This is a genomic window from [Clostridium] innocuum, from assembly GCA_012317185.1.
Lineage (GTDB): Bacteria > Bacillota_I > Bacilli_A > Erysipelotrichales > Erysipelotrichaceae > Clostridium_AQ > Clostridium_AQ innocuum.
In genome coordinates, this window is record CP048838.1 from 1,292,399 (window position 1) to 1,310,495 (window position 18,097).

Sequence of the window (18,097 nt, forward strand, 5' to 3'; positions counted from 1 at the left end):
AAGCATGAAGAAGATAAAAATGATAATGATTATACTCTGTACTGCTATTTTTATTGCAATGGGATTATCTATAAAAGTAAATGCGAAAAATGCAGTATCTGTTATGGATCAGAAATCACTTGATGATGTATCTAGTGAAGAAAAAGGTCCTATCGATGATATAGATAAAGTAAAAGGAGTTCGTCAAATTATGGCGGCTGGAGTAATTGATGAGAACTTTGCTTCAGCTATATATGATGCTTTTCAAAAGGAAGGTTTTTATGGGGACGATACCAAAACGATACGAGAGATTCTAGGTGAATATTCCAAGAGTATTGATGCTTCAAATAGAGGTATTAAAAGCATTCAGGGCATCGAGTGGTTGAGAAATACCAGGTTTATAGAATTAGGAAATAAATACGATGCACTTAATCCTGAAATTAAGAATGAGATTAGCGATCTCTCTCCTCTTTCAATAGAATATATAAATCGCATCAACCCTTCATCTGATGATGTTTTGAAATGGTTTAAAAATAAGAGTAATCTTGAAATTCAACTAGGGGGGAATCCAATCAAAAATTATGGGAAATGTGTTGGAGGCTTACAATTAACATATGGAGGTAGAGCATTACCGCTTATTCAGTCCAATAATTTAACAGCTATAAAATCAGGAAAGGAAAAGAATTGGAAGGTTGTTAAAAATATTAGACTGCCTGAATTAAAGAAAGATGGATTTGATGTAACGTTTTCAGGGAAAAAGCAAAATGGAAATCAACCTCTTACTAGAATAGAAAAGAGTATAACCACTGTTAACAGTGATGCAGAAATAAATTATGAGGAACTTAATAAGAAAAACTTACAAATTGACAATATAAAACATAGTGGAGATCTTTGGGCTACACTGGGACATGAAGCTAAGGATGCAATTGATTTCTTTAAATATAATTCAATAGGCGGAGGTGTCGATATAAGACTTGATCCGGATTATATCTCATATAGTTATGAGACTACTTTTAGAACTCGTATCTATACACCGGTAATTGCGGAAAGTATAGCAAAAGCCAATATCAAAGTAACGAAACTAATAACAGAAAACAAATCAGGAATAAAAAGAGTGAAGGGAGCAAAATACTATTTATATAATGCAAATACGAATTCGAGATTCTCAGATAAGCAGTATATCACAGATGAGAATGGTGAATTTATGATTGTAGATAATCTCCCCTCAGGAGATTATTACTTACTGGAATTTGAAGCTCCAAATGGATTTAATCTTAATAAAAACAAGGTGAAATTCTCTATTTTTGTAGATAACAATGGAGTTCGTGTAACTGGTGGTGATAAAAACCTGAATGTAAATGCAGGAAATATCCAAGAGGATGTCGATGTGGTATATATTGATCGGTACTCCAACGATGTAGAAGTGAAGATAGAGGAAATTCCAGATGCAGTTTTAGACCATGTTGAAATGAGCTATATAGATCGTGAAACTCAGAAAGAAAAAGAAGTTGAAATTACACAATCCTTTCTGTCTGCACAAGAAGCTTCTGCGTGGTTATCTAATTGGATAAACGTTAATAAAGGAAATGCGGAAAACATAGGCAGTATTGATGGTGAAGTGAAAATAAAAGTATACTACACCTATACAAAAAAGTTAATTACATCTGATTCAAGATCTGTTACAAATGTTGATTTCAATAAAAAGGGTAGCTATAGAGATGATGATAAAAATATTGTATCTCCTTTGGCAGGGGCTAAATTCAAATTAGTATGTACACATAAGCATGATGAAAATTGTAAAAGCAAAGACGGAAAATATAGCAATTGCAGTGATGCACATTCAGATTATACTGATTTTATAACAGAAAGAGGATGTAATTGGAGTAGCGAGGCTATAAGCAACAAAGAAGGAAAAGTTTTGTTTACAAATATTAACAGTGGTGTCTATGAGCTGACGGAAACAAAAGTACCTGAAGGATACAAGGAACCTAAAACATCATGGACAGTAATTGTAGATGCAGCAAATGATAAATTTACAATAGAAGAGGATAATGTTATAAATGACTGCAAATTAGAATGGAATCAAATGGATGGCTTTACGATAATAAACGAGAAACGATTTCAACCAGTAATACCGGATGAACCTACTATACCAAATACACCAGATAAGCCGATATATGAAGAAACTGTAAAACAGAACACACCCAAGACGGAGCAGAAAATAAAATTCAATAAAAATGCAAAAACAGGAGATTATTCAGATATGAGTTTTTGGAGTTTGGCTGCGCTTATATCGGTAATTACTATTTTGATTATAGTGACACAGAAGAGTAGAAATGCAAAAAATAATTAATTAAAAGCAGAATGTTTTCTGCCGTATACCTTTGCTATAAAATGCTGTTGGATAAGGCGGAATTTACATTGGAGGAAATAAAAAAGGTGTCAGCAATACGTTGTTGGGGATTCGTTCATTTCAGCAAGAGGAGCTGGTGCCGTACCAAGGAGTCCTGTATCTTGATTACACAGAGAGAATGTTCCTTTGAATAAAGCTGTTTATGTTAAGTATGTTAGTAAGTGACGTACTCTCACCACTTATGCTAAGACTAGCATAGAAGTGGGAGCTTCTTGTTCGATAGAACCAACGTTCTAAGCATAAGCAAGCTATCCCCGCTCGTCCAGCGGTTCTTTGTAATCCTTATTTCCTAACTCCTATGTAATCGTATGCCTTCATCACGTATATTCTTCGCTGCATTGATATCACGATTCTCTATGTAACCACATATTGGACATTGATAGGTTCTTTCATTTAACCCTATCTTATTCTTTGCTCCACAGTGATTACATAGCTGTGTGCTGGCATACCATTTATCGACCTTTATAAATCGTTTTCCTTCATCTTCCAACTTATATCTTAAATAATTTCTCAAGATCCCAAAGCCATTATCCATAAGATTCTTTCCTAGCTTCAATGCCTGACTCATTGCCTTCATGTCGATATCTTCTACAACAACCATATCCCAGGAATTGGCTATCTTCCTGCTTTCTTTATGTAGAAAATCTTTTCTCTGTTGTCCTATATGGGCATGTAGCCTGGCTATCTTGTTCCTTTGCTTCTTATAGTTATTACTTCCTTTGACCATCTTGGAAAGTTTGCGTTGCTCTCTTGCTAATCGATTCTCACTTGCACGATAAAAATGAGGATAGTCGCATACATGACCTTCACTATCAACATATAGATGTTTTTGCGAATAATCAAGGCCTAATACATGTACGACTTCTTTCCTTTCTACTTTATTTTCATATTCAAACAGACATGTCGCAATATAACGATCCTGCTGTTTGCTTATCGTCACTGCTTTTAAGATCCCCTGTGGTATGCGATGCATACGGATCCTTACATTACCTGCCTTTGGTAAACGTAGATAGGTCGTTTGATTTTGTATCATACTAAATAATCTAATATTTCCATTGACCATATTCGTCGTGTAACTTTGTTTCGCCTGATGCTTTGATTTCCATTTCGGAAAGCCGATATCTGTTTCTTTGAAGAATTTTTTAAAAGCAGCTTCTAAATGAAGTTGAGCGTTTGCTAAGGCCAAAGAATCTACTTCCTTAAGAAACGGATGCTCTTTCTTATAGGATGCAGGTGTCGTTTGTTTCATCTTCTTAGTTTCTTCATAATATTTGATTTTGTCATCTAACATATGATTATATAAAAAGCGAGTACAACCAAATGTTTTGATAAAGAGGAGCTCTTGCTCCTTGTTTGGATAGATTCTAAACTGATACCCTTTTCTTGACACCATTCTTCTCACCTTGACTTTCGATATAAGCTTTGATGATGTCGGTGGTGACTCCTCCTGTACTGATCAAACAGAAACTCTGACTCCAAAATGCCTCTTTCCAAAGTTTTTCACGAATTTCAGGGAACTCCTTTTTCAATAAACGTGAACTGGCACTCTTATATGCATTGATAAACTTTGTAAGACAAGAGTTAGGGTGAGCAGAGAACAGGATATGAATATGATCGACATCATGGTTCCATTCTTGAAGAGAGATGTTATAGGATCTGGCAATATGAAGAAAGATCTCTTTTGCACGATCACTGATGACATCATTGAACACACGACGCCGATATTTCGTTGTCATAATCAAATGATAATGGAGAGCAAATACCGAATGAGCATTACTGTCTAAATAAAGCATAAATACACCTCATTTCGCTATATCGACCGAAACCGTTTTTATACTCATATTATACCACAAAACAGCCTGATTTACCATACTTGTAAAGGGAAAGCCAAAGGAAATATGGCTGCATTCATCCCTCCATCTACTTATCGTCGTAGAGATGGGGGACTTCTGCCTGTTGTTTGTTAAAAAAATATTTAAAGAAAGTAGTTCATACAGAGTCTCTACCTCACATCAGGATACAAGCAAATGAAACACTAAAGAAGAAATAAATTCCTATGATTCGGGAGGTTTATTTCTTCTTTTATATTCAAGGTCAGGGCGAGTTTTGAAGCATCTATGGAATATGCGATCCATCTGCTCTGTACGGAATCTTCAAATCATACTGCACAGCTTGTTATACGTCAGTGGCAAAACGGAAAGCAACGCATAAAGCGGCTATATCCTGGGGAAGCTGGCAATCGCTGTCATCAGCCATGACAGCTCCTATATGCTATGCAGGCTCTCTTGCTATTGAACCGGTAAACCGAGACCACAGTTTACGAAAAAATGTAAAAAAAACTATCTTTTTATTTTCATACAGGGCAAAAAGCGTTAAAATGAATCTGTGCTATGCGCAAAAAGAAAAGAAAGAGTTAATTGGAGGTAAGACATGAGCGGTTTTTTTGGAGTAGCTTCAAAAGAAAACTGTGTACTGGATGTGTTTTTTGGTGTAGATTACCATTCACATCTGGGCACGAGACGTGGAGGAATGGCGATACATGGAGAAAAGGGCTTTGCCCGTGCCATTCATAACATCGAGAATTCTCCGTTTCGTACGAAATTTGAAAAAGATATTGAGGAATTTGATGGAAATCTTGGAATCGGATGTATTTCAGACAATGAGGCACAGCCGCTTCTAGTAAAATCCCATCTGGGATCCTTTGCCATCACAACGGTTGGCCGTATCAACAATCTGGAAGAGCTGCAGAGTCTGTGCTTTGAACGCGGTGTTACACACTTTCTGGAGATGAGTACCGGAGAAGTGAATCCGACAGAGCTGATTGCTTCGTTAATCAATCACAAGGCGACGATTGTTGAAGGTCTGCAGTATGTACAAAGTCTTGTCAAGGGCAGTATGAGCATTCTGCTGATGACACAGTATGGCATTTATGCCGCAAGAGATTTGCTTGGAAGAACACCGATCGTTCTTGGAGAAAAGGAAACAGGTTTCTGTGCAACCTTTGAAAGCAGTGCGTTTTTGAATCTGGGCTACCATCACTACCGTGATCTGGGAGCCGGAGAAATCGTCTTCATCACACCGGAGCGCATTGAAGTATTGCAGAAGCCGAAGGATAAAATGAAAATCTGTTCCTTCCTGTGGGTATATTACGGTTATCCGACATCTACCTATGAGGGCATCAATGTGGAATGTATGCGGAACCGCTGTGGTGAGCTGCTTGCAGGACGTGACAATGTTGACAATGTAGAGGTAGATAGTGTCGCAGGTGTTCCGGATTCCGGAATTGCACATGCTGTGGGTTATTCCAATGTTTCCAGTGTGCCGTTCGCAAGACCGTTTATCAAATATACACCTACCTGGCCGAGATCCTTTATGCCAACAGGTCAGATGCAGCGGAATATGATTGCGAAAATGAAGCTGATTCCGGTACAGGAGCTCATTCGGGATAAGCGTCTGCTTTTAATTGATGATTCCATTGTGCGGGGGACACAGCTCGGCGAAACCACGGAATTCTTATATGAAAGCGGCGCAAAGGAAGTCCATGTCCGCCCGGCCTGCCCGCCGATTATCTTCGGATGTAAATATCTGAATTTTTCACGCTCAAAATCAGAGATGGATCTGATTACGCGCAGAGTCATCCGAAAGCTGGAGGGGGATGATGTATCCAGTGAGGTACTGGCAGAATATGCAGATCCTGACAGCGAACGCTATCAGAAGATGTGTGAGGAAATTCGCCAGCGCTCCAACTTTACATCTCTTCGCTATCATCGCCTCGATGATATGATTGCTTCCATTGGGCTGGACAGATGCAAGCTATGTACATATTGCTGGGATGGCAAGGAAGACGACGAGGAGTAGGGAAAAGAAGCTTCGTCTGCTCTCTGAAGGAGAATAGAGCGGATAGTGATAACATCTTACCTGTTTTTGAAATAATAAAGAATCGGAGATACCTATGCAGTTGATGCAAGTCAGGCATAGGTATCTTCTTTTTTTGTAGGAGCAATATTGCTTTCTGTGTAATTTACTGCAGTAAGACAAAAGAGCCAGTTGCTTTCAAAAACCAAAAGAATACAGCGCATGTGCTTGACAGCTAACGATTATTAGCCTATACTGATGATAGAAAGCTAATGATTGTTAGCCGAAGGGAGAATACAATGAAACAGTTATCCACAAAGGAGCGTATCCGTACAGAGGCGCTGCATCTGTTTGCACAATATGGATATGATGCAATCAGTGTCGCACAGATTGCAAAGGCGGTAGGCATACAGGCTCCGTCCTTATACAAGCATTATGCAAGTAAGGAGGACATATTCCTTGCCATTATAAAGGAAATGGAGAAGCGCTATGCGCAGCATGCTGCCGGGATGCAGATCAATGGCAGTAATGCTATGGAAGACGGAAAGCTGTATACCCGGATTACCGATGAGCAGCTTGTCGATATGGGCATACATATGTTTTCTTATTTTCTTCACGATGCGTATGAGAGCAGCTTTCGGAAAATGCTGAATATGGAGCGCTACCATAATCAAAGACTTGCAGAGCTGTTTCAAAAGCAGTATTTCGATGATGCAATTGCATATCAGACAGTGATTTTTCAACACTTGATGAAAGCAGGTATTCTGAAGCCGCTTGATCCGCAGATTACGGCACTGCAGTTTTATTCACCAATCTTTCTGCTGCTTCAGCTATGCGATTCCAACCCACAGTATGAACGAACGGCAATTGAACTGCTTCAGAAGCATATTCGACAATTTCTGAAGCTGAATTCTACAAAGGGTGACTGATATGAAGGTTACGCTACTACATGGTCAGAATCACAGGCAGTCATCGTGGCATGCGGCACACCTGCTGCTGGAGCAGCTGCCGGTGGAAACCCTGCATGAATTTTATTTACCTAAGGATATGCCGCATTTCTGCTGCGGCTGTTATCGCTGCATGGAGCTGGGAGAGGACTTCTGCCCGCACACAGCATATATGGCTCCTATTATGAAAGCGATGAAGGAAGCTGATTTACTTATATTTACAACGCCTACCTACTGCTTGCGAACAAGCGGTTCCATGAAAGCATTTCTGGATCACTGCTTTCTAAATTTCGTTGTACATCGTCCCCTGCCTTCCATGTATGATAAGCAGGCGGTAATCTTGGCCTCCGGTGCAGGCAGCGGGATGAAAAAGGCCGCAAAGGATATACGGACGAGTCTGACAGGATGGGGAATCTCCCACATAAGCTGCTACGGCTTTCGCTCCAAGGCGACTACATGGGAAGCAGTACCGGAAAGCATCAAACGAAGACTGACGACAGACCTTGCAAAGCTCGCCGGCCGTATCAAACGAAAGCAGCACCATAAGCGTATCAGCTGGAAACAAAAGCTGATGTTTCATGCAATGCGACAGATGCAAAAGCACGGGATGGGGGCAGGAGAGCTGGACTATCAATACTGGAAGAAGCGTGGATGGCTCGAAAGCAGTCGCCCATGGACGGATGATGAATAGAATACGTGTATTTACTTCCGGCGCACTCCTTGCATTTGCCTGCTATTGTGTGCTGTTTGATAGAAATCTGCCCTTTTCGCTTCCTTTCCCTGTTTATGCTGCCGCGTTTCTTTACTTTAGCGTGTTTCCGATAAAGGATATGCTGTCTTTCTGCAATACCACCTTGTATAAAGGTCGGCAGTTTCAGAAAAATTATGAGGCCGGGGAGGAATCCATGCAGGTGCTTTTCACGGAAAAACGCAGCTATGACCGGCGTGCTGCCGGCGCAATGTTGTTCTGGCTGACCTTTCTCGCTATCCCCGGCTATCTGTACTGTAACGGTCTTCTCGATCGGATCTGGATATTCCTCCTGTTTACTCTCTCCAATTTTTCTGTATTCTTCGCCATATTCGGCTGGTGCCCGTTTCATTCCATCTTCATTCGTCCGGACTGCTGTATGGAATGCAGAATCTACAACTGGGACTCCTTCTTCCAATACAGCTTTCTGATCTTCTTTCCCAATGTATTCACCCTCACACTGGTTCTGCTCGGTGTGCTGTCCCTGATAGTTTGGGAAATTCGACATGCACTGCATCCGGAGCGCTTTTACAAATGCAGCAATGCACGTCTTACCTGTGAAAACTGTGACCTTGACGGCTGCCGAAAACACAAGAAAAAACTGTTTCATAAGACGCTGAAAGAAGAATATAGAAACAAATGAATGGATAACGCTGCTGTAAAGGATCAAAAGGTCATAAAACAGCCGGGTATTTTTGGATTATCAAAATCTGCTCTTGACGAAGCAGCATCGTGTGAGTATCATAAATACTAGCATTTAAAAAGGGAGAGTAGAAATTTTATGGAGGTAGCGGAATCAAAGAATTTAATGACAGAGGGAACGATATGGAAGAAAATCATATTCTTCGCCCTTCCCCTGTTTTTGGGAAATCTGTTTCAACAGCTGTATAATACAGCGGATTCATTGATTGTAGGAAATTTTCTCGGCAGCAATGCACTGGCTGCCGTCAGCTCGTCGGGAAATCTCATCTTTCTGATGGTCGGCTTTTTCAACGGTATCGCAATCGGTGCAGGGGTTGTGATTGCCCGTTATTTTGGAGCCAGAGATATCGACAATATGCAACGGGCGATTCATACAACAGTCGCCTTCGGTCTTGTTTCCAGTTTGATTCTAACGGTGCTCGGCGTACTTCTGGCACCTCAGATTCTGATCTGGATGGATACACCGGCGAATGTTCTGCCGCAGTCGGTAACCTATTTCCGCATTTATTTTATGGGCTCTCTGGGGCTTGTCATGTACAACATCTTTGTGGGCATCCTGCAGGCGGTAGGTGACAGTAGACATCCGCTGAATTATCTAATCATTTCATCAATTATCAATATCGTGCTGGACATCGTATTGATCGTTGTCTTTCACATGGGGGTTGGCTCTGCGGCCTTTGCGACGATTCTTTCGCAATTCGTCAGTGCATTTCTGTGTATGAACCGGCTGCTGCGGACAAAGGACAGCTATCGGCTTTCCCTGCGCAAAATTCGCTTTCACAAAGATATGCTCGCACTGATTATCCGCTATGGTCTGCCAAGCGGTCTTCAGAATTCCATCATCGCCATCGCCAACGTGGTCGTGCAATCCAATATCAACGGCTTTGGGGAAATGGCAATGGCCGGATGCGGAGCCTATTCAAAAATCGAGGGGTTTGCGTTTTTGCCAATTACCAGCTTCACCATGGCACTGACAACCTTTGTCGGTCAGAACCTGGGGGCACGTCAATACGAACGTACGAAAAAGGGCGCAAAATTCGGTATGCTGTGCTCCATGGCGATTGCAGAGGTGATCGGAATTGTCATTTTTCTGGGGGCACCGCTATTGACAGCTGCCTTTAACAATGATCCGCAGGTGGTAATGTTTGGAACCGAGAGAGCCAGAACCTCGGCAATGTTCTTCTTCCTGCTGGCTTATTCACACTGCATATCCGCCATACTGCGCGGTGCCGGAAAATCCATGGTACCAATGATTGTCATGCTGCTGTTCTGGTGTGTGGTGCGAGTGACCTTTTTAACGGTTATGATTCACTTTTTGAATGATATCGCCGTTGTATACTGGGTATATCCGCTGACATGGTCCTTAAGCTCCATCGCCTTCTTCCTATATTATCGTAAGGTGAACTGGATGCATGCGTTCGAGGCGGCCTGAGACACACACACTTGTTTCCAACCGGAAGGCCTGTATGCGCGTCATAGTAGCTATGACATTTTTCGCTAGTTGCAGGATAGGAGTTCAAAATATTTGCCTTTTAATTCCAAACGGCTTCAAAAAACGCTTCAAATCCGGGCATGATGACATACTGAGCTGAAAAGACTTTACAGAGATGAACATACATATTGAATGAAGGAACAGGTAACCTGCATGCGGGCACGCTGTTCTTTTTATATGCGGTTTTTATAACATTAAGGAAGCATACAGCTGTAGGGCAAAGAATACAGCGGCTTTTGCTTCATGCGATATCTGCCGAGAACGTACGGTGAAATATGAAATTGCCTGTTCGCTATTGACAGGGAGCAGCTACAAACGGATAACGCCCCATCGATTAGGAAGCTGACAAAATTCTTTTCTTTTTTCCTCAGAACTCTTATAATGAAAAGAGCAGCTCAGAAAGAACAACAATACGTGATGCTTTACGCTGGATACTATGAAAGAAGTGAAATGATGAACAATATAAATATCGGAATGCTGGCACATGTGGATGCCGGCAAAACAACGCTGTCGGAAAGTCTGCTGTATGTGTCCGGGAGTATTCGTCAGCTGGGACGGGTGGACCATGGAAATGCCTTTCTGGATTATGATGCACAGGAAAAGGATCGCGGTATCACGATTTATGCCAAGCAGGCAATCTTTGACTGGAAGGATACACGCATTACCCTGCTGGATACACCGGGACATGTGGATTTTTCCGCAGAAATGGAGCGGGTGCTTCAGGTGCTGGACTATGCAGTGGTGATCATCAATGCACTGGATGGCATACAGTCCCATACGGAAACGATCTGGAAGCTGTTGCAGCACTATCATGTTCCTGCACTCGTATTTGTGAATAAGATGGATGTCAGCCATACAGAGCGCACACAGATCATGGAGGATTTGAAACGGCATCTGGATGAGCATTGTGTGGATGTTACCCTGCAGGATGAAGCATGTCAGGAGCAGCTGGCCATGTGCAGTGATGAATTGCTGGAAAGCTATATGGAAACAGGAGGAATTACCGATGAGCAGCTGGCGGATGCGGTTGCGCAGCGAACCATCTTTCCCTGCTGCTTCGGCTCTGCACTGAAAATGGAAGGAATTCAGGAATTTCTTGATATGTTAAACTCCTGTACAAAGGCTCCGGCATATCCGGAAGCATTTGGTGCCCGGATATTTAAAATCAGTCGGGATGAGAATGGAAACCGTCTGACGCATATGAAAATCACCGGCGGCAGTCTCAAGGTAAAAACGAAGCTTGCGGAGGATGAAAAGGTCGATCAGATTCGTCTGTACTCCGGAACCCGTTATCAGCTTTGCGAGGAGGCATGCAGCGGCTGTGTATGTGCAGTAAAGGGATTGACCGATTTTCATGCAGGAGATGGTCTTGGCTTTGAAAGGAGTCGGCAGGAGGTTCAGCTTACCTCGTTTATGAATTATCGTGTGCAGCTTCCAACGGGCTGTGATCCCTTTGTCATGCTGAAGCAGCTGCGCCAGCTGGCGGAGGAGGATCCACAGCTGCATGTAAGCTATGATACTCATTTGAAAGAGCTGCATGTACGGCTGATGGGGGATATTCAGACCGAGGTATTAAAGCATACCATACAGGAGCGTTATCATACCGCAGTGGACTTTGATGAGGGCAGTGTTGTATATAAGGAAACGATATTGAACACAGTTGAGGGGATTGGCCATTATGAGCCGCTGCGTCATTATGCAGAGGTGCATCTTCTTTTGGAGCCCCTGCCGAGAGGAAGCGGTCTGCTCTTTGAAAGTGACTGTAAGGATGAGGTGCTGGACCGTCACTGGCAGCGTCTTATTCTGAGTCATTTGCAGGAAACGGAGCATGTCGGCGTTTTGAGCGGGTCTCCCATTACCGATATGAAAATCACCCTGCTTTGTGGCCGTGCCCATCAAAAGCATACCGAGGGTGGAGATTTCCGGCAGGCAACCTATCGGGCATTGCGGCATGGACTGCGCAGTGCAGAAAGCATACTGCTGGAGCCTTACTATGAATTTACCCTTCGCATTCCCCCTTCCTGCGTCAGCCGTGCGGTATTTGACATCGAGCGCTTTCACGGTACCTTTACCCTGCAGGAGGACAGTGGGGAGATGAGTGTCATCAGCGGCAGTGCACCGGTACGGAAGCTGCAGAGCTATCCACAGGAGGTATATGCCTATACCAAGGGGAAGGGACGCCTGTTCTGTACACTGAAGGGCTATGAGGCGTGCGCAGATGAGGAGGATGTGCTGAAGGAAGTGGCATATGACTGTGATGCAGACATGGATCATCCGTGTGGTTCCATCTTCTGTTCTCATGGAGCGGGCTATTATGTGCCTTGGAATGAAGTGAAGCAGCATATGCATATGCAGAGTGACTGGGGCCGTATGCAGCTGAAAAGGGAAAGCTATCAGAGCTATACGGCAAAGCCTGTGGATGAAAAGGAGCTGGAGGAAATCTTTATCCGTACATACGGTCCGATCAAGCGAAGACCACCGCAGAAAACGAAACCCGCCTCGAATATTATAGATTTGGAAAAACAGAACATTTGCTATCAGCCGCTCCCGGAATGCCTGCTGGTGGACGGATATAATGTGATTCACGACTGGGAAGAGCTGAAAGCCATGGCAAAAGAGCATCTGGATGCGGCACGGCATCGATTGATCGACATCATGTGCAGCTATCAGGGGTATCGCGGCTGTGAATTGATTCTTGTCTTTGATGCCTATAAGGTAAAAGCAGGTATCGGCTCCTCTCATAAAGAGGGAACGATTCATGTTGTGTATACAAAACAGGCGCAGACAGCCGATATGTATATTGAACAGGCAACGCATCAGCTTGCGAGTGAATTCCGTGTAACTGTGGCAACCTCTGACGGTATGGAACAGCTGATTGCCAGCGGACAGGGGGCATCCCGTATGTCATCCCGCCAGCTGTATGCCGAGGTATTGCGCATGAAGAACACCTCGGTAAAGGAATTTGAGCGGAAGCAGCTGCGCGGCGGTGCGGAGCCGCTGAAAAAACTGCGGGAATACCGGATTGAGGATGCTGATGAGGAAATGAAATCATAAAACAAAAGCACCGGAAAACATGGTATGATGGAAGCGTCAAAGGTTCCTTCTGCAGAAGATCTGTGCAGGTTTTGATATAGAAAATACATCGCTGTAAGGGATGGTACTGCAATGTATCGCCTTTCTACCGGTGTTTTTTCATATCCATCATGTACTCACAAGCCTATCCGCTGTAGAAGGAAACAGGGCTGAACAAAACGAAAAAGAGACCCTCATGCTGCAGAGCATATAAATGAAAATGCCATGGAATCAAAACAGACCCTATTGTGCCGGCATGCAGACTGCTTAAATTTCTCTTTGTGCAGGACATCAAAACCATGGTATGCGCTTGGTTTCTGAAAAGCAAATACCCGCTATGATTCTACAGCGGCTTCATTTCTGTGTGCCGGAATAGAAAGCTTTTGAAAAACGGTATACACAGCAGTCCTGTGTTTTTTCTTTGTATGACAGGGGTAAAAGGATGCAGAGTGTGATAAAATAGAAAAAAGGACAAGAGCATATGGCGGCAGCTTATCCTGATACAGGCGTTATTCAGAGTACCTGTGTTTGGGTGTGCCGGCCTAAAAGGAGGTAAGACCATGCACCGACTATCATGGAATAGCATAACAAGCGAAACACGGATTCCGCAGAAAACATCCGCAAATGCAGGGAAATACCGCAGTGAAATTGAAAGTGACTATCATCGGATCATCCGCAGTGCATCCTTTCGCAGACTGCAGGATAAGACACAGGTATTCCCGCTTGACAACAGTGATTTTGTGCGCACAAGACTGACGCATTCTCTGGAGGTATCCTCCATCGCAAAGCTGATTGGCAAGCAGGTATGCATACAGGTGCTTGATCAGCAGCTGGCACCTGCCGGGGATCAGCCGGATTCCTTGAAGGTTATTGAAATTCTCAACTGTGCAGGTCTTCTGCATGATATTGGCAATCCGCCCTTCGGTCATTTTGGAGAAAGTGCAATTCGCAACTGGTTTGAGAAAAATCTATCCCTGTTACAATTCAAGCAACGGCCTTTACAGGCATGGCTGGATGAGCAGCAGCAGGCAGACCTTCTGTATTATGAGGGCAATGCCCAGGCGCTGCGTATAATCACAAAGCTGCACCGTCTCACAGGACGAAGCGGTATGCATCTGACCAGCAGTGTTATGGATACGATTATCAAGTACCCGGTGAACTCTCTGGAAAAGCTGGCAGAGGATACAAAGGAAAAATCAAAGCGCAGTCTGCTCAGAAAAAAGGTCGGTTACTATCAGAGTGAAACGGATCAGTTTCTGGAAATCAAACAGAATACCGGTACAACGGGCTGCCGGAATCCGCTGTGCTTTATACTGGAGGCGGCAGACGATCTGGCTTATACCTTTGCGGATTTGGAGGATGGCTATAAAAAAGGTCTGTATTCCTATGAACAGCTGCTAGATGTAATCGTGGAAGCGCAGGATGAGCGGGGAGCGGAGCTGCTGCGGCAGGGGCTGGAGGAAGGACGCCAGCTGAAGAAAACGAGTGAGAAGGGCTTCGATCCTTATCAGCACGCAGTTTTCACATGGCTGACAAAGAAACAGCTGTTCAGTATTTCCGGTGTGTCTGATGCATTTTTGAAGCATTATGATGCGATTATGAACGGGGAATTTGATCAGGAGCTGCTTGCGGTAAGCAAGGAGGGACAGCTGATCCGAAGTCTGAAGCAATTCGCCTTTGACAGAGTTTATAATGATGCCGCAATATTAAAGCTCGAGCTGATGGGGAATGAAATCATCACCTTTCTGCTGGATCGCTTCATGGATGCACTGCTGCCCTATGACAGCGGCTTGAACATGAGTGAAATACAGGAAAAATACATTGATCTGCTTTCCGGAAACTACCTGAATACCTACCAGTATACTGCACAGGATAAGGAGGATGGCGAACGGCTGTATCTGCGTTTACTGCTGGGAGCGGATTTTGTGTCCGGCATGACAGACAGCTATGCAATCCGTCTGTATCAGGAGCTGAAAGGAATCTAGGTGATGCTATGAAGCAGGAAATCTTTGAACAGCTGAAAAGGGAGCTATGCGCCTGCCGGCTCTGTGAAGGAAAATTTGACCATGAGCCGCGTGCGATTTTTCAGGGGGCGCAGGATGCAAACATCATGCAGATTTCACAGGCACCCTCTATTCATGTACATAACAGTGGTCTGCCCTTCCATGACGCCAGTGGGAAAAAGCTGCGCAGGGAATGGTATCAAATCGATGATGCACAGTTTTATGATGAGCATAACTTCTATATCGCTTCCATGGGACACTGCTATCCGGGAAAGGGGAAACAGGGAGATAAAAAGCCTCCCAGAATCTGTGCCAGAACCTGGCTTATGCGTGAGCTTGACGCGGTGGATAATCAGCTGTATATCATCATCGGGGCAATGGCCGCAAGGGAGCTGTTTCCTGAACGAAGCTTTGAGGAGCTCGTATTTCACGATCAGCAGCTGCGTGGAAAGCCGACTCTGGTGCTGCCGCATCCATCTCCACTCAATGTACGCTGGATGAAGGAGCATCCGCAGTTCGAAGCGGATCGCCTATTGCATATCCGAAGGCTGATACATAGGGCTTTGCAGCTTTGAAGGCAGGATTTCCTGTTGGATATCACCATATTCTATCGGAAAGACAATTAAGAATTGCAGGAAGCAGGATGCCATACAATGGGCATACTGCATGGATGTAAGGCTTTCTGTATTATCATGAGCAGTCCTGCACAGGTATGTTATACAGCAGTAGGGCTTAGAATAAGGAGTGCCGTTTGCTTGTTGCACAAAGCAGCATGCGGGTGCTCCCTTTTATTCGTGAAAAAGTAAACCTAAGGACCAGCAGCTTCCGGTGATGTGGGAAGGCATACAGGCGCTGAAAGCAGCCATTGCAGAAAATAAAAGAGCTGTATCTATCAGACGGTATAGATGATTGCTATGGTGCATTAAGTAAGGAACCTGCTGTGCCTGTTTGTTTGCACATCCGGCAGGGGTAAGCAGATTTCTGTGTTATTTTCCATAAACAGGAAAAAAGTTTACTTTCTTTATGCAAATCACTTTAAAAAATAAAGTTGCTATGGTATAGTATGGATGTAAAGCAGGGAAACACATGCTGCAGGAGGTATTTATGAAATCTTACGACGCAATTATCATCGGCTTTGGAAAGGGTGGAAAGACCCTTGCTGGATATATGGCAAAACAGGGAAAACGGGTGGCAATGATTGAAAAATCAAATCAGATGTATGGAGGTACCTGCATCAACGAAGGCTGCATTCCCTCAAAGTCCCTAATCATACAGGCAGATAAGCAGTCCTATGGGCAGGCGGTAGAGCGCAAGGAAGCACTCATCGAGAAGCTGCGAAAGAAAAATTTTGACAAGCTGGATTCTCTGGAGCTGGTCGATGTCATCACGGCAAAGGCTTCCTTTGTCAGTGACCACGAGGTACATGTACAGGGGGCAGGTGTGGATGAAACCCTCTATGGAGACTATATCTTCCTCAATACTGGTTCTGTTTCAAACATTCCCAATATAAAGGGGATACACGAGGCACGGCATATTTACACAAGTGCGGAAATGATGAAGGAACGCAGTCTTCCTGCAAAGCTGGCCATTATCGGCGGCGGCTACATCGGTCTGGAGTTTTCCAGTATGTATGCACGCTATGGAAGCACAGTCACTGTATTTGAGCATGGAAGCCGTCTGGTAAAGCGTGAGGATCAGGATGTTGCGGATGAGATTCAGAAGGTGCTGGAGAAGCAGGGGGTAGGCTTCGTATTTGAAAGCAGTGTAAAGGAGTTTGCCAATGAAGGGGAACAGGTTGTGATTACGTATGATGATGCGCATGGTATACAGCAGAAGCTTACAGTGGATGCAGTCCTGCTGGCGGCCGGAAGAAGTGCCAATACAAAGCAGCTCCATCTGGAGAACACCGGAGTAAAGCTGGATCAGCGCGGCAATGTCATCGTGAATGAGTATCTGCAAACCAGTGTGCCTCATATATATGCGATGGGTGATGTAAAGGGTGGATTGCAGTTTACCTACATTTCTCTGGATGACTATCGCATTGTGAAGGATCATCTCTTCGGAAACAAGCAGCGAACTACAAAAAATCGCGGTCATATCGCTTATTCCGTATTTATTTCACCAACCTTCTCCCGTGTGGGACTGAGCGAACAGGAGGCACGGGAACAGGGCTATGCCGTAAAAACGGTTTCCATGCCAGCCGCAGCAATTCCACGAGCGAATGTCATTTCACAGCCCGATGGTCTTTTAAAGGCGGTTATTGATACAAAAACAGATCAGATTCTAGGCTGTGTACTGTTTTGCGCAGAATCTGAGGAGGTTATCAATTTTGTACAGCTGGCTATGAATCAGAGGCTGACGTACCAGGAGGTCGGAAATCACATCTTTACACATCCGACGATGAGCGAGGCCCTGAATGATTTATTCAGCTGATAAAGCGGTTTAAAGCATTCGAAAGAAATGAGGCAGGAGGCGTGTCAGGAAGCTGTAGCTTTCTTCTATGGTTAGGAATTCTCATGATGCAGCCCTGTCTATCTTGTAAACAACATAAAATAAAGGAGGAAAACATGATGTCAAATGTAATACATGCAAAGGAAGCGGAATTTAACGAACTGATTCAAAAGGAGGAACTGGTACTGGTGGACTTCTTCGCTACCTGGTGCGGGCCATGTAAGATGCTGGCACCGGAAATCGAAAAGCTGGCAGATGAGTTAGAAGGAAAGGCGAAAATTTTAAAGGTGGATGTCGATCAGGAGCAGGCACTGGCTATGCGCTACGGGGTACAGTCCATTCCAACGCTGATCGTATTCAAAAACGGCGTACAGACTGAAAAGCGCCTGGGCTATCAGCCGTATCCGAAATTGAAAGAAATGTTAAACAGATAGG

General features: G+C 43.9%; 13 protein-coding genes. 11 read left to right on the forward strand and 2 right to left on the reverse strand.

The features are described 5' to 3' along the window. The first annotated feature begins 4 nt into the window (after positions 1-4). Positions 5-2,332 (forward strand): hypothetical protein, encoded by a 2,328-nt coding sequence (locus G4D54_06265; protein QJA02057.1) that lies wholly within the window; start codon positions 5-7, stop codon positions 2,330-2,332. Between the two features lie 349 nt (positions 2,333-2,681). On the opposite strand, the gene G4D54_06270 is transcribed toward G4D54_06265, so the two are convergent. Then, positions 2,682-3,785 carry a transposase gene (locus G4D54_06270; GenBank protein QJA02058.1) on the reverse strand — a complete coding sequence of 368 codons (1,104 nt, stop codon included), beginning with the start codon at positions 3,783-3,785 and terminating at the stop codon, positions 2,682-2,684. Next, the gene (tnpA, locus tag G4D54_06275; GenBank protein QJA02059.1) at positions 3,757-4,185 is read right to left on the reverse strand and encodes an IS200/IS605 family transposase; all 429 of its coding nucleotides are present in this window, start codon (positions 4,183-4,185) and stop codon (positions 3,757-3,759) included. Before tnpA ends, G4D54_06270 begins: the two co-directional genes overlap by 29 nt. A 637-nt stretch (positions 4,186-4,822) precedes the next feature. Here tnpA and G4D54_06280 point away from each other — a divergent pair. The 10 genes from G4D54_06280 to trxA all read left to right on the forward strand — a co-directional run bounded on the left by G4D54_06280 (position 4,823) and on the right by trxA (position 18,096). Further along, positions 4,823-6,250, forward strand: coding sequence for an amidophosphoribosyltransferase (locus tag G4D54_06280; protein QJA02060.1), 1,428 nt, complete (start codon positions 4,823-4,825; stop codon positions 6,248-6,250). 296 nt (positions 6,251-6,546) lie between these two features. After that, on the forward strand, positions 6,547-7,176 hold the full coding sequence (locus G4D54_06285) for a TetR/AcrR family transcriptional regulator (protein QJA02061.1): 630 nt from the start codon (positions 6,547-6,549) through the stop codon (positions 7,174-7,176). Between the two features lies 1 nt (position 7,177). Next, positions 7,178-7,885 carry an NAD(P)H-dependent oxidoreductase gene (locus G4D54_06290; GenBank protein QJA02062.1) on the forward strand — a complete coding sequence of 236 codons (708 nt, stop codon included), beginning with the start codon at positions 7,178-7,180 and terminating at the stop codon, positions 7,883-7,885. Beyond that, complete coding sequence (locus tag G4D54_06295; GenBank protein ID QJA02063.1) at positions 7,878-8,585, forward strand: hypothetical protein; 708 nt, start codon at positions 7,878-7,880, stop codon at positions 8,583-8,585. The genes G4D54_06290 and G4D54_06295 overlap by 8 nt, the downstream gene beginning before the upstream one ends. 138 nt (positions 8,586-8,723) lie before the next feature. Further along, the gene (locus G4D54_06300; protein QJA02064.1) at positions 8,724-10,076 is read left to right on the forward strand and encodes an MATE family efflux transporter; all 1,353 of its coding nucleotides are present in this window, start codon (positions 8,724-8,726) and stop codon (positions 10,074-10,076) included. A 510-nt stretch (positions 10,077-10,586) separates the two neighbouring features. Then, entirely contained in the window at positions 10,587-13,190 is a 2,604-nt protein-coding gene (locus G4D54_06305) for a GTP-binding protein (protein ID QJA02065.1), read from the forward strand. A gap of 578 nt (positions 13,191-13,768) precedes the next feature. Continuing rightward, positions 13,769-15,193 (forward strand): deoxyguanosinetriphosphate triphosphohydrolase, encoded by a 1,425-nt coding sequence (locus tag G4D54_06310; GenBank protein QJA02066.1) that lies wholly within the window; start codon positions 13,769-13,771, stop codon positions 15,191-15,193. An 8-nt stretch (positions 15,194-15,201) separates the two neighbouring features. After that, complete coding sequence (locus G4D54_06315; protein ID QJA02067.1) at positions 15,202-15,786, forward strand: uracil-DNA glycosylase; 585 nt, start codon at positions 15,202-15,204, stop codon at positions 15,784-15,786. Between the two features lie 529 nt (positions 15,787-16,315). Continuing rightward, positions 16,316-17,644 carry an FAD-dependent oxidoreductase gene (locus G4D54_06320; protein QJA02068.1) on the forward strand — a complete coding sequence of 443 codons (1,329 nt, stop codon included), beginning with the start codon at positions 16,316-16,318 and terminating at the stop codon, positions 17,642-17,644. Positions 17,645-17,778: 134 nt separating this feature from the next. Continuing rightward, a complete protein-coding gene (trxA, locus tag G4D54_06325; protein ID QJA02069.1) occupies positions 17,779-18,096 on the forward strand; it encodes a thioredoxin in 318 nt (105 codons plus the stop codon). Position 18,097 lies beyond the last annotated feature (1 nt).